Raw genomic sequence first — 18,961 nt, forward strand, 5'->3', positions numbered from 1 at the left:
TACCAAACAAGCGAGGTGTTTTTTGTCAATACGAGTGAATCTACTGAATTTCCCTTACGCGCTCAAGGGTTTAAGCCATTTTTCTAGGTGCGAAAGTTGAGTTAATAACTGTCGTTCTATAAATTTCCCATAAATGACTTAGTTCCACACTTTGTTCTGCTAACTTCTTATAGAGATTTGTATGGGACGATTTATCTTCTAGTAACTTAAAAAGCCTGTTATTCTTCTTATGATTCTGTGCAAAAGAACTGCTTCTCAAGGCAAATATGCTAGTATCGTTCAAATTACCTACAAGTTCTTCGAATTCCTCTACATAATCGGTCAACGCTTTTAGTCCCAACTGATAATTAAGACCATATTGCTCAAGAAAAACGACTTTATCATCCAATAGATTGCTTCTGAGTTCTGAGATAAACGAGTCCTGTACTGAAAATTCATGGTTAAAATTCCTTATCGATCCTTCATGCACAGAAACCATTATGAATCTAACTTTTTTGCCGCTTTTAATTAGGTATTGGGTAGATTCCATAATGACTTCAAGTGGAGTTTGATAATCGTGCATTCGCCCTGGAGATAAGCAATCTTCAATTACTGTGTATGCATCCCCACTCGCACATTTTCCATGAATAAATGTCGGATGGATAAAATGTATTTTTCCGGATTCTCTTCCACTGGAATAAAAAAAGCGGTCCACATCGAGAAAGACATATTTCTTCTTGTCTAAAGCGCTTTGAATAATCACATCCAGGAAAGGTATATCAGATTGCTCAAGAAGCTGATCCTCAAAGCGAAGATAATGATAGAGCTGTTCAGTGTCATATTGAACTTTCGGCAGCATTAATCCTTGATGCAGCAAGCTTTCAAAATTGTCTTCGGGGAATGTCTGGTTGATGAGTTTTTTCCAGTACTGCGTTTTAAAAGTCAGAGGCAGCTTCTCGAACGATGAATTATGACTAATGAGAATTGACATCAAGTTATTATTGACACAATCAAGCCATATGTCATTATAAGGAAAAATCCGATGGGTAGGTGTCACATGGTCAACTCCCTATGATGAACTCACTTATTAGGTTGATAGCCAGCTCACATCATTTAACGTACCGTCAGGGCGAAGAATAACTTCCTTCGGAAGAGCATGAGACAGAAAATGAACATTGCCGCAGGTTAAGCCATATGCCCCCAAATGGGGAAACGCGATCCAATCCCCTGGCTCTAGAAGGGGGAGCATGACGCTGCCTTGCAGCACATCTGCGGGAGTGCACAATTTACCGCAAACATTGTAGGAGATTCGACCTTCTCCTTCACCGGATTCGTATAGCTTGCGCTCCCCCGCCTTCCAAAGCTGAAGAGGCAGAGGCTGCTTGAAGCTTCGTCCCATCAGGCTGGAAAAAGCCCGATGGTGGGTTCCCCCATCGACAATGGCGAAGGCTTTGCCTTTGGAGAGCTTGGTGTACAGCACTTTGACCGCATAAATCCCCATAGTTGCGGCAATTCGTCGCCCTGATTCTACGAATACCATTTCCAATTCCAGATCCCGGTTGCGCTCTAACTCCCCGGCAAGATACGCCCCGAAAGCTTCGACAGGAAACGGCTCATCGCCTTCAAACATGGGAACGCCGAAACCGCCGCCGAGCCCTAAGCATCGAAGCTGCAGGCCGAATTGGTTTCGCACCTGCCGAGTGAGACCGAACATCATCGGAACGCTCTCCCGATAAAAGTCGAGGTGAAAATTTTGCGTGCCCTGGTACGTATGCAATCCGATCAGCTCTAGCCCTTCAAGGTTAATGGCGGTTTGCACCGCTTCATTAATTTCACTGTCGTCGATGCCAAACTGGGAGGCAAGTCCGACCGATGACATACGCGAGCCTTTGGCTCCAGTAGACAAATTGACCCTTAACATAACGGGGGCGGCAATACCAAGCGCAACAGCTTCATCGTGAATGACGAATAGCTCCGGGATGGACTCCGCATTAATCGCGTAGATCCCATGGCGAAGCACATGATGAATCTCGTCCACGCTTTTGCCCGGTCCGGTAAACACGATGCTGTTCGGATTTACCCCGTTAGAGCGGGCAATCTCATATTCCCCAACCGATGCGACTTCGATCGGCGAACCCCAGCCGTTTATGAGACGACATACCTCCGGATTGGGGTTGACTTTCATGGAATAATATAGCGTCACATCCTTGGGTAAAGCGTCTCGCAGCGAAAAATAATCGGAGGCCAGCTTTCCCACGTCATATACATAAACGGGTGATCCAAACTGCTCGACTGCTTCCAGCCAAAAGGGCTGGCCCACTTCCTGCTGATTAGACAGTCGTTGTGAAACCATAGTCATACGACAGCTCCCCTCCATTCCATGATTGCTTCCTCCAGCCCTTGACGGGCAAGCTTCTCAGCTTCATCGTCCACACCCCAGCTCAGAGTCGAGACCCTGCAAGGTCGGATACGGTCTGCCGATTCTCTATCATGGTGGAAACCATACACGAATGCCCCACCTTGTTCGGCAGAGATCCTTATCGATGTCACCTTTTCGGCAAATTCTGCAAATTTGGCTCCAGGGTGGAGCTTGAAATCATAGGATTGAGTCTCCATTCTAGGAAACCCGCGTTCCAGCAAGTGCTTGCGAATCTTTAGCAAATACGTGACCATGGTAAGACGGGCGTTGATCTCAATAACCGGTATTAAAGTTCCGTCTTCATCCAGTATGGAGTCTACCCCGATGAAACCCTCGTAGCCCCGGGAATGTAAAGATTTACCCAGCTGTCGCAGCTGTTCGGTATAAGCCGCCATCAAGGATTCAGGCAGGTCCGGGTGCAGACAGCTCCCCCTGTAAACTCCTGCATCCGTAATCCTCTGCTCGGTCATAGCCAGGATCTCGCAATCTGTTCCCCCCAGCCAGAGTTGTGCCGTCAGATGGCGCTCGACCTGATGCCAGCGTTCCACCGTCACAACCGGTTGCCCGCCTCCCCGAGAGATCTGCCTCTCTAAATATCCAAGCAGCGTCTCCAAATCCGAGCCTCGATGGATATGGAACAGCGCTTTACCGGAAGAACCGTAAGCGGTTTTTACAACCAGCCGGGCTCCAGGATGCCGTCCCTCCAACTCGGCGCAAGTACGGCGGATCGCGTCAAGCCCCTCGCATATCATACCGTCGCTGACTGGAAAGCCGATTTCTTCGCATAATTTACGCGTTACGATCTTGCTGTTCAGTTCCACGGACAATCGGGCTGGCGGGCCGATCCATCTCCCTCCGTTATCCTTGAGAAACTGCTCCTCCTGCTCGTCCATCAAGTAAGGAACAGCAATCCGGTTGCGAAACTCACCCGTATATTCAGACCGTGCGCCAATCGCGATTGATGGTATGGCTATCTTCTCTTCTTCCAAATAAGACAGGAATTCAGGATCCGGAGCCTCTTTCAGGAGAACAAGATCATCCCGGTCAGCCAAATAAATTTGGTAGAGATCCATTTGCGATACGAGCCGATCTCCGGACGCATTGTTAATATGGGGTAAGCGAATCTCTTGAGCGGCTTTTCCTTGTTCCCAATTAATATTTGAGTACCAGAGCTTCGGTGCGCGCGTTCCGGTCAGATGCTCTATATAAGGTGCGTTATTCATTATCCCGTCACCTCCACTTTCTCCGGCTTGAGATCGGACTCCAGCCCTTTAAGCCAGCCTAGCTCCGACTTTAAGATTTGAAATGGTATGGCTCCGAACCATTCCAGAGATACCGGGGCTCGGGTAGGGTCCAAGATAAGGCGCTTCATTATGGTTTGGCAATCCATTTCTCCATCGGCCAAGGGTACGATACCTCTGCGGCTGCCGCTCGGAGAATATATATTGTTAGGAGAGAATACTTCAAGCCATTGCCGGGATTCCACATTCTTCAGATGGATATTGACCATCCATGGCTTCAAGCGTTCGTAGGCGGCAAGGGGATCAGCGCCCGATTCCCAAATGTGCAGAAAGTCCAAATTCAGCTTCAAGGCAGGGTGGCCGGTTTGCCGGAGCAGTTGAAGTGTGGAATCTAAGCCGTCGGCAGCGGTTCCCGGATGAGTCTCAACCACTGTATAGACCCCTTCCCTCTCTGCTACGGCGCAAAGGATATTTAGACGTTCGGTGCAAAGCTCCCAGTCCTTCTCATCAAGAGATTGACTGCTCAGGCTTCCGGCGAAAATCCTCAGCTTATCTGTGTGGAACGCTTTGGCCGCCTGTACGGTTTCCTGCCATTCCTTAAGCAGAACGTCCATTGGGATATTCCCCATGAGAGGGATATAATCGCTCAGCATGTTGATTTCGAGCCCGTAGCTGAACATTTCGTCCAGCATACCTCCCAGCTCCTTTCCCCGTTGGCGAAGCAAAGCCTTGGCATGCACGCCCCACAGTTCTATACCGTTGAAGCCCGTATCAAGAGCATAACGGAGCAGCTCCTGGAAGGATACCAGCTCGTGCCGAAAAGAAATTGTGCATAGATTATACCGCAGGCAGATCACCGCCTATTCCATTCATCCAGGCCAGGAATTGAAGCTCCGCATCCCGAATTTCCCGCAGCCTGGCAAGAGCCGAGCGCAGCAGCGCTTCGTCCCCGATGTGCTTGCGGTATTTCACAAGCAAGAAATTCAGTGTCGTCCATAACTTCACGATCCCGCTGATTCGGTTCTTCCCTTCCAGCGCCTGCCCCTCGTCCATCACGCCCAGCCGGGCAAAGCTATTCCATATGGAAGATCGGAGCTTGGTTAAGGAAGCAATGGCGATCGAGTTCTGGTTCAACCAGTTCGAGGTTTGTTCCGGGCTTAAAGCTAGAGATGCCTGCAAATCCCGGGCAAAGCTGTCCAATGCGGCGGTACCCGAACTGTATTGAGAACGGACATACATTTCGTAGTTTCGCTTGGCAGCATAAGCGAAGATATCACGCTTGCCGGGAGACTCGAACACCTTCCCTTCTTGATCCGGCTGAAGCTCGTAGAAAATGATTTCCTCCTCTTCCGGCTCCGCCGATGCCCGCATAAGCTCTTCTCCGGTCAGGAATCCGTTGAAACCGACAATGGGATCGAATACTCTGAAGGCGTTACGTGCTTCATCGAAGCTATCTGCGAGGATATAATGATCGAATCCACTCTCCGCCATGATCAGCATATTGGGAGGGAAAAAATCCAGATCGGATGGGCGGCATTTCACTACCGCACGGTTCCCTGACAGAACAGACTGCTTTAGCGCCTCAGGTCCACAACCCTTGTAAACCAGATGAATGCCGTACAGAAAGGGCAAGCTTTTGTTCAATCGCACATGCTGGCTCGCCGTAATAATGCGCGAAACATAATTGACATTCCAGTAATCCAGCAGAAACAGATCAGGGTTAGCCCCGGACCGGTATAAGTGTGTCAAGATGCAGGAAGCTGCACATTCCATCGCCGCCAGCTTCATCATTTCCGGCTTGGCATCCGGCGTATCCGTATGAGACGTCATAGCTTCATTCTCCTTCTTCATTTGAGGAAATACGGCAAACAAAGGACGGTATTTTGCCGCTGACAGGATCGGCTTCGAGCCTTGAGACGGTTTCTATGGACACTTTCACCGGTTTGCCCGCCGCTTGGTGAAGAAAAGCGGATAGCCTGGTCTGCACGTCCTCGAACTCGCTTGGCGAGGCTTCAGTCGCCAGCCTGACGGAAAAAGAGGTGTAAGTATTCTGCACGATCTGAAATTGGCGGACTCCTCTGGCTGCAGCAAGCTCCCAAAAAAACTTGTCCAAATACCGGAAGACGGCGGAATGCACCTGCGCTCCAGGCAGCCGAATCTGGGATGTTCGAACGGGAAGCAGTTGAAGAAGGAGACGGCCGGTTTCAGGGTCCCTGCGAATACTTCCGATATCCCCTGTCCGGTAACGGACATATGGCAGACTCCTCATGATCAGCGAGGTGACCAGCACTTCGCCGAATTCCCCCTCCTCCACATGGAGTCCGGAGGCCGAATCGATAATTTCCACATATACGGCGGACTCATCGATTTCCAGTTGGCCGCTCTGGCCTGCGAACGCGATACACCAGAACTCTTCCAAACCGTAATAGTCTACGCATGGAACGCGGAACACCTCCTCGATCCGTTCCTTCTGGGAGCCATGCAGCGTTTCGCCCCAGTTCTGGGTAAACAGGAGGGAAGACGGCAACGAATATCCCCCGTCACGCATATATTCGGCCAACGCGCAGAGAGCGGAAGCTCTCCCCTGGATAAAATGAGGATCTTCCCTGATCATCAGTTCTGCATAATGTCTAAGGGACCTGGGCTCCGCCAGCAGACGGTTGCTCAGCAGCAGCATCCGGTGCCTGGACGGCAGCCCCCACTTTTTTCTATGCTTATACAGAGTCAGCGAGAGTTTCCATTTCTCCTCCGGGGTTTTCACGCAGCGGAACGGCACTCCGGTAGTTCCCGAGGTGAACGATTCGATCACCCGTCCCGCATCGGGATGTTCGAAAAGAGCGCGGTTGCCTGCGATCAAGTGTTTGTTTGTAATCGGCAGCTGATGGAAATCAACGTCCGTATAAGGGTTATAAAACGGGTACGTCCGGCGCAATTCGTCGGCCAGCTCTTGCAAATGGCCCGGGGTGAACACTTTCATGAAGCCACCTTGCGTTCTACAAAATGCAATACGGCCTGGACGCTTCGGAACGATTCCGGGCGAATATCGTCCACATCCAGCTCAAAGCCGAAGGTATCCTCCAGAGCCGACAGCAGCTCCAGTATTTGAATGGAGTCGATTCCCAGATCATCTACCAAAGCATGGTCCAGCTCGACCTCGCTTGTTAGCCTCTTGGCCACAGCGGCTATCGTTTCTCTCACCTTAAAGAATAGTTCTTCATGCGGGATGGACATGCTCTTCCTCCTTCACCATAGATTTCAGGGCTTTGCGATCCAGCTTTCCGCTGGCTGTTTTGGGCAGAGCCGTAACGAAGCGGAATTCCCTGGGACGCAAGGCCGAGGATAACCGCTTTGCGCACCAGGCATGCAGTTCCGAGTTGCTGACAGGCTCTGTGGAAGCTCCGGATACTACCACGGCAATCAGACGATGTCCCCATTGAAGGTCTTCTACGGCCGACACAGCAGCGTCCGCCACCCCAGGCAAGCTTAATAGGACGCTTTCGACCGCTTCCGGGTACACCGTGTGTCCCCCGACAAGGAGAGCGTTATCGGTTCGCCCGGTCAAGTGCAAGTATCCATCCTCGTCCAGATACCCGGTATCCCGGGTATGCAGGCCGAGGGGGCCTAGTATCTCGCGGGTGCGATCCGGATCGTCATAATAGCCGATCATCACATTCGGCCCTCGAACGACCACCTCTCCACTCTCCCCTGTTGCCGCTTCCCTTCCGTCCTGAACGATGGCCAGCTCGACGCCGTTAATGGGTATCCCGGCGGATTGCGGTTTCGTCCTTAACTGAGCGTAGGGCAAATACGAGACGCGCGGAGATGCTTCGGTCAGTCCATAGGAGGGCGTCAGCCGCACGTGAGGCAGACGGTCAGCCAAACGAAGCAGCATGACGGCAGGCATCGGGCCGCCGACAATGAGCATCTGCCGGAGCGTGAGCAGATCCTCCGCCGCCCATTTGGCGGAATGGATCAGAGGCAGGATCGCAGACGGCACAGTGCATAAGAAGGTCACCTTGTTCGTACGGACGCACTGGATCATCTCGAAGGGATGCACGAAGCCCCCGCTTAGGACAAGGTTGGCTCCGCAAGCCATGGCGGCAAACCATTCCCCAACAATGGTCGAGCAATACCCCAGTGACTTCGAGAGCAGAACGATGTCCTCGTCGCACAGAGTCGTGTAGTCCAGGATCGCGTCCACATTGGACAGCATGTTGTGGTCGCTCAGCATGATACCCTTCGGCTCTCCCGTCGAACCGGAGGAGAGGAATATCATACGCGCGGCCTCTGGCGGCGTGTACCGGCGTACCGGCCGCGGAGCAGCGCCGATTCCTGCAATCGGTCCGCTTGCCATACCTGCATACAGGTAGAATGGCAACTCTTCCCCTTGCATGTTCCATTCCGCAAGGATTGGAAGCTTCTCTTCAGAGACGAACACAGCTTCGGGTTCAAATTTGCGGATAAGGCGAAGCATGTCTTGTCCCGGCATGTAGCTGTGGATGGGGAGCGGAATGCCTCCCGCCAAAATGACTGCCCCGATGACAGCCAGACACTCCGGCGTCGGAGCCATCCAGACGGCCCCGATAAAATTCGGACGCAGCTGCTCCTGCTTCAGCCGTTCAGCGAGAAGGTCCATGCGGTTTCCCAGTTCCGCATAACTTGTCCAATCGGACTCGCCGCTTCGTGCCGCGCAAGTGATTCCCCGGTCATGCCTTCGTGCACGTTGAAACAACTCCCTGAGGGTGCCTGTGCCATTCATGCCAGAACCCCCTCTTTATGAGATGCCTGTCCGGCCACAGATGTATCGCGTTCGAAGGTCGATGCCATAGCATAATACTCAGCCGATTGCTTCATGAGCTCTTCGTGGTCGCCTTCCGCCACCAGACAACCGTTCTCCATCACCAGAATACGGTCCGCGTTCATAATGGTATGCAGGCGATGGGTGGCTACCAGAACCGTCTTGCCCGCCATGGCGTGGCGTATGGAATCCATGAGTTCAATCTCCGTAAGCTGGTCCAAGGCGGAGGTTGGTTCGTCCAGGATAAGAATATCGGGATTGTGCAAGAGGACACGCGCAATAGCCAGCCTCTGCCGCTGTCCGCCAGATAGCTGGAAGCCTCTGTGGTCAATCTTCGTGTTGAGTCCTTCCGGCAGTTGATCCAGCAGAGATCCGAGCCGCGCATTCAGAGCTGCTTGCATGACCATCTCCTCCGTCGCGTCAAGCTTCCCGACAGAAATATTTTCCATAAGGGTACCCCGGAACAAGTAAGGCTCCTGGAACACGATGCCAACCTTGCGGCTGATCGCGCTGCGGGTCATCTCCTCCAGATTCTGTCCGCCGATTCGAATTTCACCTTCGAGAACGGGCATCATCCCAATAAGCGCCCGGAAAAGGGTGGATTTCCCAGACCCGCTTCGCCCGACGAAAGCATAAACCTTGCCCGGAGACAGCGACAGTGATAGATCCTTCAAGATTTCCGTTCCACCGTACCCGACGCGCAGACTGCACACTTCGATATCGGACGGCGTTGCTTCAAGCTCAGGCTCCCTTGCAGGCGAAACCTGCTTCCTCTCGTTTTCCGCATAGGGATCGATCGGGGTCTGGATAAATTGCTCGATTCTGCCCATTGCAACTTCCGCGCCTTGAAGCTCTCTGAAATAGTTGTTAATCTGCTGTACCGGATTCAGAGCGTTTTGCAGATAGGTTACGGAAGCAACCATCATGCCAACGGTCATAACTTGGTGGAGCACCTGGTAGCTGCCGATCCAATAGATGGCAGCCAGGATCAGGCTAATCACGAAACCACTGATTTGAAACGACATAACGGCATACAGCGTTTCCCGAGTGCTGGCCTTCACCAGCCCCTTGTACATCGTTTCATTCCGCTTCCGTTCCCATCCCTCTAGTCCTAAAGCCCGGATTTCTTGCGAACTTTCGATCGCTTCATAGAGATAGGTTCCGATCTCTTCATTATGGGTTCGAACGTCGGACGAATAACGCGCCACAGGGTTGCGGAATAGCCCTGGCACCCATAAGAGGAAGGGGATGCTGACCGTCGCAACGATGCCAAGCCGCCAGTCCAAATAGTACAGGATTCCGAGGGATATCAGCATCATAAACAGCTGTGAGGTAATCTCGACCAGGATGTGGTTGAGGAAATTTCCCATCGTAGCTGTATCCATCCCGAGCAAGGCCGAGAATTTCCCGGGTCCATGCTTCTGAATTTCCGGAATGGGGATCTGCCGGACATGCTTCAACAGCTCGTTCCGGATATCCAGCGTATTACAGATGCCCAGATAGCGGAACAGACCTACCCGGATAAACAGGAACACGATGGAGAGAACACCTATTCCCAAGGAAAGGCTAAGCAGCGGGACAATCAGCTTACGGTTTCCGCCAATCAGCACGTGGTCGATCAGATAGGCGAAGATTAAGGGCTGAAGCATGACGAGTCCCAATTGCAGGAACGTGCAAACATAAGCGATCAAGGTTAAATTCCATTTGATCTTCACGTAGGGAGCAAGACGTCGGAACAGTTTAAACGTGTGCATGATTGTTCCTCCCGGCAAAATGTTGAATAATTGGCTTCACCCTGCGCATCCATTCCTCCGTGTCACCCTGCGGCTGCCAATCCAGAACCGACAGCGGCGATTCACTCAAACAGCCTGTCGCTTCCAATAAGCTGCAATGATAGATTTCGTTCAGCGTTCTCATAGAAGATTCCAGCAGGGCGGTCTCCTCCGCCTCACCCGCTATCTGTCCAAGGGGAGCATTCAGGAGCCTCCTGATCTGCGGCATGATGGTTCGATAGTCGTACATTAGAGCGTTGCGCCGCGCTCCTTGCGAGAGATTGTCGTGAAGCTTATCATCCAGCAGAACCTCGGTGCAGCTGCGAACCAGCACGTCCAGATCTATCTTCGGATGTTCACCGGACCAATCTACCTGGACGAAGGAACCGTCCTCGCCGTCAATAAGCAGCTCTCGGAAACCGTCCCAGTTGGTGCAGACCACAGGAAGACCGTGGGCCTTCGCTTCCAGGAGGTTGAAGCCAAACGTCTCTCCCGGATCGGTGGAGAGGTTGACCAGAAGCCTGGCTTCCCGGAACAGGCGGTCTTTCTCACTCCCGTGGACGGGACCTGTAAACTCCACAGTTCGCTCCAGTCTATATTCCGCTACGATGGCTTCAAGCCGTTCTTTATATCGGTCAGCTTCCTGCAAAGACCCCGTATATTCTCCGGCAATCGTCAATACAGTGTCCGGGACACGCTGCTTTATTTCCGCCATAGCCTCTAAGAGCACATGAATGTTCTTTACCTCTTCCAGCCGGCCGATGGATAACAGACGTTTACCGGCAAGCGGCCGAACCGGCTCCGCAGCTAGCAAGGTGTCGATGCATAACGGGATCTTATAGGCATGCGCATACCGGGGTGAGAGATTAACCAGTGCCTGTCTGCAAGATTCCGTACTGGCAAGCAGCACATCCTGTTCTGTAATCCAAGGCGCACAGGACAGCCAGGTTGTCAGCCAACGGGCGGATGCGACGGAATGGGCGATAACCATGAAGCGAAGCGGAAGCTTGGCGAAGCTCCGAACCAGCATCAAGAAAGGCATGAAATAAGGAGCGTTCACATAAAGCGTATCGATTCCGTATTCCTCGCATAATCGGGCCAGCCGCTCCGATGCTTGCGGAAGCGAAGACATCGGCTGCTTGGAGAACTGGCGAAGCGAACCCCCGAAGATCTTGGCAAAGCGTACCGGCGGAATGCGGATGAGCTCCGTATATTCAGCCAGATACCCTGTCCATTGGTCATCAATCACCCGTTCGTTCAACCGGGGGGAATGGCCGTCGAAGCAGCCCACCCTAGGTCTGCACTCAGCATGCAAATCGAGGTTTCCAGCGATGATAGACATCGATCAATTCCTCCTTCAGCTGTTGCTCCGTCCTGTGCAGCTGCTCCACCTTATCCACCAGCAGTCCGATTTCCCCGGTTCGTCCCGGCATGGACGTACGGATCGCCAGGTATGCGAGCGTACTCCACATTCTTATGAATCCTTCCAGCTGCTCCTGATACAGCTCCGTCCCTTGATTAAGCGCTTCCGAAAAATATTGATACAGCAGCCCGTAGCTGTATTTGCGTTTGGCGAGGATGCCGAGCTGGGATACAGCATCCTTCAAGGCCCCGGGCGGATAAATACCGGGCGACTCCACCGTCTGCATAATCCTCCGCCTCACCATGCCGGTTAGCGATCGTTCACCCGGATCGGTCTCTATCGTATCCTCGAAGATTCTCGCCACCTCGTGAGCGTCCGGCGCATGGAGCCATTCGGGATGAAGCAGCAGTCCCCCGCCCAACTCATTGCTCAGAAAAGCATCGTGTACATGGCTCGTGGCCACTAACCCTTCCCATTCAAAATAGCGGTCGTATACCACGAATTGATCGCCCCGCATTCCGTGTACGATGACAAAATGGGGCTGATGCATGGTTTGAAACGTTCTTTTTTGATAGGGCATATGAAACAGGTCGAGCTGTACCAAAACAGGAAGATCCGGATTACACCGCAGGACCTCCAGAAACTTCTTCAGGTTGCCTAGCTTTTCGGCCCCGTAATCATACCACTCCACGGCCCCTTCCCCGTAGAGGCGGGTGAACAGACGCAAATATTCGGACGGCGTGATGTCCGCTGAGAAATAGGTCAGCTTGCCGTCCTCCGTAACGCTGAATGGCGCGTCCCAAGCACCGATATAGAGCGGACGTTCATCCCACCCGGCTTGCTCCAAGCCATAACCGAGTCCGTTCAGAAAGCAATGGGCTTGTTTCACGTCAAACCCCGGTTTTAACGGCCAGTTTGGCCAATATGCGTTGTGAGATCAAGCGCGCGGTGGCGAAGTTCTCCTGTAGAAGCTCGTCGTCCTCGTAAAAAATGTCGTACTGCTGTTCAATCTGTATCATCAGGTTGACCAACAGCACCGAATCCACGCCTGCATCCTCTAGCGGGGCGTCCCCATTCAATTCCTCCGCCAGCTCCGGTCTGGAGGTCAAATCGGCCACCCGGTCAATCACGAATTGTATGATATCCTGTTCATTCACGTTCATCATCATATCCATCCTTTTCTATGTTCTTAAGATTTGACTTGTTGAGGGGATGTGCTCCCCCTTAAGGGCGTGGATGAAATCGACTAAAGAACCGACCGTTTGGAAGACGGCAGGATCCATCTCCTCCTCAGGCACAGTTACGTTGAACACTTCCTCGATGTATACCACCAATTGGAGTACCATGATCGAATCTACGTTTAAGTCTTCGTACAGCCGGTCTTCCTCTTTAATGACGTCCGGGAGAGAGAGCTCCAATTGTTCGGACATGAGCTGCCTCAATTGAGATACCGTTTGTTCCTTATCCATGAATACCATACTCCTCTTCTACCAATTGTTTTCGCATAACCTTCCCTGTACTCGTCTTCGGAATGTCCTCCGTAAAAGCAATAAAGCCCGGAACTTTATAAGCAGGCAGAAACCGCGCGCACCACCTCTTCACCTCCTCCTGTGACAGCGCATCGCCCTTCCGAACGATTCGAGCTTTGACAGCTTCCCCCCAGACGGGATGCGGAGCCTTGTGCACGACAGCTTCCTGAACGCCGTCCAGCCTCCGGATGACATCCTCCACCTCGGAGGGAGCTACCTTCAGTCCTGACACATTAATCAGATCATCCATCCGGCACTGAACATGAAGCCTGCCGCTGAGCCAATATCCCATATCTCCGGTATGAATCCGGCGTCCGCCTGTGGCAATGATTATTTCATCCGGCTGATCCCGGGTTCCGGCCCTTTCCATTGCCATATGCTCCAGAAGCATCCCGGCATCCGTAGAATCGGAGGGTCGGTCGCCAAGCGAGATGCAGCCCGCCTCAGAGCACCCGTATTGCTGGATCACCTCCACACCTGCACCCCCAAGCCTGTTCAGCAGTTCTGCAGACATCGGGGAGCCAGAGGATACCATCTTTCTAAGCAGCACCTTCTCTCTCATCAGGCTGAGCAGAATTTGAAAGAGGAAGGGCACCGCATACACCACATGGCGATCATGCTGCTGCATGAGATGCAGGGCGAACTTGGGGTTCTTGTCCGTCACGATAACCGGCTTGACTCCGCGCTTAAGTGCGGAAAGCGTGCCTGTGATGAATCCGAAGGAATGAGACACGGGCACCAGAATGATTGGTTGATCCTCCCCGCTGCAGGGCAGCATCTTGTTGTAGGCCTCGATTTCCATTTGCACATGAGACCAAGACCGTTCAACTAGCTTGGGAGCGCCGGTCGTGCCGGAGCTGAATTGAAGCAAGGACGGCTCCCCATTCATCCGATCCAGGCGTGAGTGTAGAGGGTGAAAGACGGCGCTGCCTCCTGCGTCGGTCAGCAGACCCGTACAGCCTGCGTCTTCGGCTTGCCGGAGAGCGCTTTCAATCGGGGTATCGCCGTTGATCAGAAGCACCGAACCCTCATTCCTGATAATCAGCTCCGTGGCGGCCAGAATATTCGCCGGTTCCTTCATGCATACAGCTGTCCGCCGTTCCTTCCAAACAGAGGAACCCAATAATGCGTATATCGCGTTTATTCGGCGTTCCAGTTCATGCTGGTCATAATGTTCTTTATTAACAATGAACATGGGGTCTCCTTTCCCATGAGAATTTTTAACTTCTTTAGGTATTTTCGCCACATAACGACGCTTTTCCTTCTCTTGTAGTAAATAGTCCTTTCTTGTCATAGCAGCCGCATCTACATCTCAAGTGCGTTCATCTTTAGTTCAAAATTGTACGTTATTCCGTTCCCTTTCCGTCATAACGAAAAGCACCCCCTATAGTTTTCATCAGCATAAACACCAGGTGTTTATCCAATGTCGACTATAAGGGGTGCACTTCAACTATAACAAGGGGCTGATCTCTCAATTCCCAACCATCGCAGTAAGGACAGTTAAATAGACTTTTTCCATATAGCTCCTTAAACCCATCAATTTCCTGAAAGATCTCCCTTTGTAATAAACCCATGGGATGCATGAGTAACCGCATTTCTCGGATTATTGTTGTCGACTAACGCCACCCTTCTTCTTGCCCTGCCTAATACAAGTGCTGCATTCAATCCAGCGGGGCCTCCGCCAACAATTACACAATCGTAAATCATATTCTAATCACTTATAAGCTTTGATAACTGACCAAAGTTTTTCCTTTAGAGGAAATTTCCATTTTACCAAGTTGTTTAAGTTCCCGAAATAAAACTATTCCGGTTATTGAGCATGAAATAAAATCTGCGATAGGGCTTGCCATCCAAACACCTGTCAATTGAAATAGGTGAGGCATAATAACGAGCAGCGGAACAAGGAGAATTACTTGACGAAGAAGCCCTAAAATGGTTGCTTTTTTTGCTTTGCCAATTGCCTGAAAATATTGCGAAGATACCATTTGAAAGCCAATAAGCGGCGTCATCATCAGCATTATCCGCATACCATAAGACGCCGCTTGAATCAAGGTAGTCTCGCTACTAAAAGCCTTGATAATTGGCACTGTAAGAAATTGCGTACATAAGAAAGCAAATACACAAATGGCGGTTGCAATTATCATTTCCAGTTTCAGAGTTTCCCTTACCCGTTTATACTGTTTCGCACCGTAATTGAATCCAATAATGGGCTGTGCTCCCTGTGCGATGCCTATAACAGGCATGTAAAAGAAAATCATAACAGAGTTGATTACGGTCATAGCCCCAATCGCTATATCGCCGCCGTATGTTTTCAACCCGGTGTTCATCAATATAGCAACGGCAGTAGCGGCAATTTGCATAACAAATGGGGATAGTCCTATACTCGCAACCTCCTTGAAAGCCCTCCAGCTTGGCACAAGATTTTTCATTCGTAATTTCAAAGTGCTATTTCCTTTTACAAAATGCGCGATTACCCATGCGGAGGATACGAGTTGCGAAATCAGCGTGGCCCATGCAGCACCTTTGATCCCCATATCGAAACTAAATATAAAGATAGGGTCAAGAATAATATTAAGCACTGTACCTAGCAGCATGGTTAACATGGATTTTGTGGGATTTCCTTCGGCCCGGATGATATTGTTAAGCCCCAAGGCAATCCCCTGAAATATTGTTCCATATAAGATAATTGTTATATAGTCTGACGCATAACCAATTGTGGCATTACTCGCCCCAAATAAGTTGAGTATCGGCACCTTGAACATCAGTCCAAAAAAGGATACGAGAATCATCAGTATAGCCAGAAATGAAAACGAATTGCCAAGTATTTTTTCCGCATCCTCTTTGCGGTTTTGGCCCAGCCGAATGGAAATCATTGCGGACGCGCCTACGCCAATGAAGAAACTGAATGCCGTAATCAAGGACATAAATGGGAAATTAAGCCCAATCCCAGTCATGGCGAGAGCCCCCAACCGACCAACATAAAGCCGGTCGACTAGCGTGTAGATTGAATTAACCATCACGCCGATGATAGCCGGTATTGAGAATTTCAATAAAAGTTTGCCTACTGGCATTACGCCCAGCGGATCCGTATGATTATTCATAGTGAATGCCCCTTAAAGTTTTTAATGTACTTTCTAAAAAAGTTTGTTTATTTGGAGGCAACAAGCTGCCGGAGGGCATCTTTCGGCAATATGCCTAATTCTTTATATAGGGGCTTTCCATCTCTGAATATAAGGGTTGCCGGTATGCTCATTATCTGAAATTGTGAAGAGGTTACCGGATTTTCGTCTACATTAATTTTAATTACTTTAATGGAATCCTCTGCTTCCTTTTCAAACTCCTCTAAAACAGGGGCGAACATTCTGCATGGACCACACCAAGAGGCCCAAAAATTCACTACCGTTATACCTTCAGCTTGCACCATCTCTTTAAAATTAGAATCTTTCGCGTGATGAATAGCCATCGTGATCATCCTTTCAAGTTGAATATATTAGAGATATATTATATCTTTAATTAAATGTGAGATTTCAATTGTTTATCTGCGTCCTGTTTGACGACTTGTTTCATTTCGCTTGTCGAGCCGTTTTTTGTCTTGCGTTACAATGCCGACTCGCTGAGCCGGATACTCGTTAACTCCTATAACCTCCTCACCTCCTTACATATCGCATTGATATAAAGATATTCCAGTTACATAATATCTTTAAATAACCGAAAAATCGATTGAACATTCAATCTCCTTGAATTGCCCCTATAGATTATCGGCTCTGCTGCCACACTTCTTCATTGAAAATCAAAGACTTTATGAATCTATAATAACTCTGTTACTCGTAGAATGCAAGCGTTCGAATGCCCTCACCTTCTCATTTTGATTCTGTAATAATTCCAGCGGCCTTCTTTGCGGCTCAAAGGGGTACCCGTCATTTTTTCAAAAACCGTTTAATATTCCGCACGATATATTTAGCATCAGCCCCGACTCCGCGAACCGTCGCTGACGCAAAGGAACGCTGATTAGATAATCCAACATAATAAAGTCCAGGAACTTCTGTACTGACACCGGCAACATGCAGAGGTCTACCATCTGATGCAAGTGCACCTGTCCCACCCAGAAAAGGGATATTAGGACGATATCCTGTAGCGAATATCACAACATCAATGGCTTCCCGTTCCCCATCCTCCCAAATAACACCTTCAGGAGAAAAAGCTGAGAACATTGTTCTCTGATCCGGATTACCGTTATCCATTTTCTTACGATATCCGCCAAGGTCGAATACAGAAATGGGACTAGGCGGCTCTTTGCCGATTCGGTAGAAAGGAAAAGTATCTATGCCAGTGATTTTTAACCAGAAGTGAAGATCAAGACCCAGTATGCGCTGCGGCGTAAATCGGACTGGCTGCTGGACAGCTAATGATACGTTAGCATGATTGGCAAGTTCCACTGCAATCTGCACTCCCGAGTTTCCACGGCCGACAACGACAACCCTCTTCCCCAGGAACGATTCCGGGTGTTTATAATCGGAGGAATGAAGAATTCTGCCTTGAAAACTATCCGCTCCTGGAAGACTCGGAAGATGAGGATGATGAAACGAGCCCGATGCGCTAATGAGTGTTTTTGACCTAAACCTGTCTCCTGCTGAGGTTATAACATCAAAGTCTCCGTATCCAAATTCTATTTGTGCTACTTTTTGGTTTACCATTATCGGGAGTTTGATTTTCTCCGCATATTGACGTAAATAAGTAATGACCTCATCGCGCAGCGGATACTCATTTGGAGCTTTTGGAAAAGGGTATCCTGGCAATGACGAATACCGGGCGGGAGAAAACAATTTCAAACTATCATAATATTGCGGCCATGATCCCGCGGGCTGTTCACCGGCTTCCAGGATCATATAATTCAGACCTGCCTTTTGTAAATGATACCCGGATGCAAGCCCAGCCTGCCCCCCTCCGACAACTACTGCGTCTAGGGTCTTCTGCAATATATCCACCAACCTCTCCTCATCGAACCAACCTATGTCTAACAGCAGTTATTCTTATTTAGTGCATGGATTAACAGTTCCAAGCTCTCTGCAACCTGCTCCCTTTTATTCTCCGGGATATCCTTCATAATGTTTCCGAAATAAGCGTTCAGAACGGAGCTGATTTGATCATGGAGTATCTGTCCCTTTGGGGAAAGCGTTAGCTTTATATACCGCCGGTTATCCGGATCTGTAATCCGTTCAATCCATTCATTCTCGACAAGACCATTGACCGTTCTGCTCATTGTACTTTTATCAAGATTAAGTACATTGGCCAGATCGATGAGTGAGATTTGCCCGAATAGCCCAATCTCCATGACGGCATGACATTGTCCAATCGTTGCGCCACAACAGGCAAGCTGAGTTTTTTCCAAAGCTCCAATATTCTTATCCAGAGCTCTCATTAAATTACGGAGTAAATCAACGTTTTCCATGGATATCACCTTTAACCCCTCTATACAGGCCATAGCCTATTTTGCCATCCATAACCGCTTTAAAATGGACTCATGGATCACCACTCTGCCTCCTAGCTTTACTACGCGAACCATTTCATTAAGTACTTGCTGGGAATCATCCGGAATTCCGACCGCGCATTCGTTGATTACGGTATCGAAGGAGCATCTAGCACCCGCATTCCCGGCTTAAGCTCTGCAACCTCCGCTGTTCGCCTCGTTAAATCAAACCCTCCAGGATGGAGCGTTTCGATTCCACTGATTTCAATGGCATCCTCAATTGTGGGTTTATGTATCCCTTTTCTTTTCATCATCATCCCTCCGCCTAAACAATGTAACACACAACAGTTGTATTTTGCAACTCTATAACAAAAAAAGACTATCTCCATTAGA

The 18,961-nt window shown here is 50.1% G+C and carries 20 protein-coding genes and 1 pseudogene; all 21 read right to left on the reverse strand.

The genetic code is table 11. The annotated features are described in order from the left end of the window. Nucleotides 1-70 precede the first annotated feature (70 nt). Nucleotides 71-1,036 (reverse strand): hypothetical protein, encoded by a 966-nt coding sequence (locus ACFSX3_RS27200; RefSeq protein ID WP_209992923.1) that lies wholly within the window; start codon nt 1,034-1,036, stop codon nt 71-73. A gap of 30 nt (nt 1,037-1,066) precedes the next feature. Then, on the reverse strand, nt 1,067-2,338 hold the full coding sequence (locus tag ACFSX3_RS27205; RefSeq protein WP_209992925.1) for a hypothetical protein: 1,272 nt from the start codon (nt 2,336-2,338) through the stop codon (nt 1,067-1,069). Next, complete coding sequence (locus tag ACFSX3_RS27210; protein ID WP_209992926.1) at nt 2,335-3,621, reverse strand: ATP-grasp domain-containing protein; 1,287 nt, start codon at nt 3,619-3,621, stop codon at nt 2,335-2,337. The genes ACFSX3_RS27205 and ACFSX3_RS27210 overlap by 4 nt, the downstream gene beginning before the upstream one ends. Further along, nucleotides 3,621-4,496, reverse strand: coding sequence for a sugar phosphate isomerase/epimerase family protein (locus tag ACFSX3_RS27215; RefSeq protein ID WP_209992928.1), 876 nt, complete (start codon nt 4,494-4,496; stop codon nt 3,621-3,623). Before ACFSX3_RS27215 ends, ACFSX3_RS27210 begins: the two co-directional genes overlap by 1 nt. Next, a complete protein-coding gene (locus ACFSX3_RS27220; RefSeq protein WP_209992930.1) occupies nt 4,477-5,469 on the reverse strand; it encodes a hypothetical protein in 993 nt (330 codons plus the stop codon). The genes ACFSX3_RS27215 and ACFSX3_RS27220 overlap by 20 nt, the downstream gene beginning before the upstream one ends. A 4-nt stretch (nt 5,470-5,473) precedes the next feature. Then, entirely contained in the window at nt 5,474-6,616 is a 1,143-nt protein-coding gene (locus tag ACFSX3_RS27225) for a phenylacetate--CoA ligase family protein (RefSeq protein ID WP_209992931.1), read from the reverse strand. Next, nucleotides 6,613-6,870 (reverse strand): acyl carrier protein, encoded by a 258-nt coding sequence (locus ACFSX3_RS27230; protein ID WP_209992932.1) that lies wholly within the window; start codon nt 6,868-6,870, stop codon nt 6,613-6,615. Before ACFSX3_RS27230 ends, ACFSX3_RS27225 begins: the two co-directional genes overlap by 4 nt. After that, nucleotides 6,854-8,398 (reverse strand): class I adenylate-forming enzyme family protein, encoded by a 1,545-nt coding sequence (locus ACFSX3_RS27235; RefSeq protein WP_209992933.1) that lies wholly within the window; start codon nt 8,396-8,398, stop codon nt 6,854-6,856. Before ACFSX3_RS27235 ends, ACFSX3_RS27230 begins: the two co-directional genes overlap by 17 nt. Next, the gene (locus ACFSX3_RS27240; RefSeq protein WP_209992934.1) at nt 8,395-10,191 is read right to left on the reverse strand and encodes an ABC transporter ATP-binding protein; all 1,797 of its coding nucleotides are present in this window, start codon (nt 10,189-10,191) and stop codon (nt 8,395-8,397) included. The genes ACFSX3_RS27235 and ACFSX3_RS27240 overlap by 4 nt, the downstream gene beginning before the upstream one ends. Further along, the gene (locus ACFSX3_RS27245; RefSeq protein WP_209992936.1) at nt 10,178-11,551 is read right to left on the reverse strand and encodes a glycosyltransferase family 4 protein; all 1,374 of its coding nucleotides are present in this window, start codon (nt 11,549-11,551) and stop codon (nt 10,178-10,180) included. The genes ACFSX3_RS27240 and ACFSX3_RS27245 overlap by 14 nt, the downstream gene beginning before the upstream one ends. Beyond that, nucleotides 11,514-12,461 carry a DUF6005 family protein gene (locus ACFSX3_RS27250; RefSeq protein ID WP_209992938.1) on the reverse strand — a complete coding sequence of 316 codons (948 nt, stop codon included), beginning with the start codon at nt 12,459-12,461 and terminating at the stop codon, nt 11,514-11,516. The genes ACFSX3_RS27245 and ACFSX3_RS27250 overlap by 38 nt, the downstream gene beginning before the upstream one ends. Nucleotide 12,462: 1 nt before the next feature. Beyond that, nucleotides 12,463-12,735: an acyl carrier protein gene (locus ACFSX3_RS27255; RefSeq protein ID WP_209992939.1), complete on the reverse strand. Its 273-nt coding sequence runs from the start codon at nt 12,733-12,735 to the stop codon at nt 12,463-12,465. Between the two features lie 18 nt (nt 12,736-12,753). Beyond that, nucleotides 12,754-13,041, reverse strand: a complete 288-nt coding sequence (locus tag ACFSX3_RS27260; protein WP_209992941.1) for a phosphopantetheine-binding protein — start codon at nt 13,039-13,041, stop codon at nt 12,754-12,756. Next, a complete protein-coding gene (locus ACFSX3_RS27265; RefSeq protein ID WP_209992942.1) occupies nt 13,034-14,182 on the reverse strand; it encodes an AMP-binding protein in 1,149 nt (382 codons plus the stop codon). Before ACFSX3_RS27265 ends, ACFSX3_RS27260 begins: the two co-directional genes overlap by 8 nt. Before the next feature lie 355 nt (nt 14,183-14,537). Next, nucleotides 14,538-14,808, reverse strand: a pseudogene (locus ACFSX3_RS27270) (FAD-dependent oxidoreductase); the annotation flags it as partial. An 11-nt stretch (nt 14,809-14,819) separates the two neighbouring features. Further along, the gene (locus tag ACFSX3_RS27275; protein ID WP_209992943.1) at nt 14,820-16,202 is read right to left on the reverse strand and encodes an MATE family efflux transporter; all 1,383 of its coding nucleotides are present in this window, start codon (nt 16,200-16,202) and stop codon (nt 14,820-14,822) included. A 47-nt stretch (nt 16,203-16,249) separates the two neighbouring features. Continuing rightward, nucleotides 16,250-16,564 (reverse strand): thioredoxin, encoded by a 315-nt coding sequence (gene trxA / locus ACFSX3_RS27280; RefSeq protein WP_209992945.1) that lies wholly within the window; start codon nt 16,562-16,564, stop codon nt 16,250-16,252. A gap of 454 nt (nt 16,565-17,018) precedes the next feature. After that, a complete protein-coding gene (locus ACFSX3_RS27285; protein WP_379313501.1) occupies nt 17,019-18,086 on the reverse strand; it encodes a flavin-containing monooxygenase in 1,068 nt (355 codons plus the stop codon). Nucleotides 18,087-18,115: 29 nt separating this feature from the next. Continuing rightward, the gene (locus tag ACFSX3_RS27290; RefSeq protein ID WP_209992946.1) at nt 18,116-18,550 is read right to left on the reverse strand and encodes a MarR family winged helix-turn-helix transcriptional regulator; all 435 of its coding nucleotides are present in this window, start codon (nt 18,548-18,550) and stop codon (nt 18,116-18,118) included. 36 nt (nt 18,551-18,586) lie between these two features. Further along, nucleotides 18,587-18,718: a hypothetical protein gene (locus ACFSX3_RS27295; RefSeq protein ID WP_209993048.1), complete on the reverse strand. Its 132-nt coding sequence runs from the start codon at nt 18,716-18,718 to the stop codon at nt 18,587-18,589. Beyond that, nucleotides 18,718-18,957 carry a hypothetical protein gene (locus ACFSX3_RS27300; protein WP_209992948.1) on the reverse strand — a complete coding sequence of 80 codons (240 nt, stop codon included), beginning with the start codon at nt 18,955-18,957 and terminating at the stop codon, nt 18,718-18,720. The genes ACFSX3_RS27295 and ACFSX3_RS27300 overlap by 1 nt, the downstream gene beginning before the upstream one ends. Between the last annotated feature and the right edge of the window lie 4 nt (nt 18,958-18,961).

Source organism: Paenibacillus rhizoplanae, assembly GCF_042684125.1.
GTDB classification, from domain to species: domain Bacteria; phylum Bacillota; class Bacilli; order Paenibacillales; family Paenibacillaceae; genus Paenibacillus_AQ; species Paenibacillus_AQ rhizoplanae.

Coding starts and splice junctions, on each gene's coding strand:
- ACFSX3_RS27290 (WP_209992946.1), bottom strand. CDS start 18,550: ATGGAAAACGTTGATTTACTCCGTAATTTAATGAGAGCTCTGGATAAG.
- ACFSX3_RS27275 (WP_209992943.1), bottom strand. CDS start 16,202: ATGAATAATCATACGGATCCGCTGGGCGTAATGCCAGTAGGCAAACTT.
- ACFSX3_RS27210 (WP_209992926.1), bottom strand. CDS start 3,621: ATGAATAACGCACCTTATATAGAGCATCTGACCGGAACGCGCGCACCG.
- ACFSX3_RS27205 (WP_209992925.1), bottom strand. CDS start 2,338: ATGACTATGGTTTCACAACGACTGTCTAATCAGCAGGAAGTGGGCCAG.
- trxA (WP_209992945.1), bottom strand. CDS start 16,564: ATGGCTATTCATCACGCGAAAGATTCTAATTTTAAAGAGATGGTGCAA.
- ACFSX3_RS27260 (WP_209992941.1), bottom strand. CDS start 13,041: ATGGATAAGGAACAAACGGTATCTCAATTGAGGCAGCTCATGTCCGAA.
- ACFSX3_RS27265 (WP_209992942.1), bottom strand. CDS start 14,182: ATGAAGGAACCGGCGAATATTCTGGCCGCCACGGAGCTGATTATCAGG.
- ACFSX3_RS27225 (WP_209992931.1), bottom strand. CDS start 6,616: ATGAAAGTGTTCACCCCGGGCCATTTGCAAGAGCTGGCCGACGAATTG.
- ACFSX3_RS27245 (WP_209992936.1), bottom strand. CDS start 11,551: ATGTCTATCATCGCTGGAAACCTCGATTTGCATGCTGAGTGCAGACCT.
- ACFSX3_RS27240 (WP_209992934.1), bottom strand. CDS start 10,191: ATGCACACGTTTAAACTGTTCCGACGTCTTGCTCCCTACGTGAAGATC.
- ACFSX3_RS27220 (WP_209992930.1), bottom strand. CDS start 5,469: ATGACGTCTCATACGGATACGCCGGATGCCAAGCCGGAAATGATGAAG.
- ACFSX3_RS27255 (WP_209992939.1), bottom strand. CDS start 12,735: ATGAACGTGAATGAACAGGATATCATACAATTCGTGATTGACCGGGTG.
- ACFSX3_RS27300 (WP_209992948.1), bottom strand. CDS start 18,957: ATGGAGATAGTCTTTTTTTGTTATAGAGTTGCAAAATACAACTGTTGT.
- ACFSX3_RS27235 (WP_209992933.1), bottom strand. CDS start 8,398: ATGAATGGCACAGGCACCCTCAGGGAGTTGTTTCAACGTGCACGAAGG.
- ACFSX3_RS27230 (WP_209992932.1), bottom strand. CDS start 6,870: ATGTCCATCCCGCATGAAGAACTATTCTTTAAGGTGAGAGAAACGATA.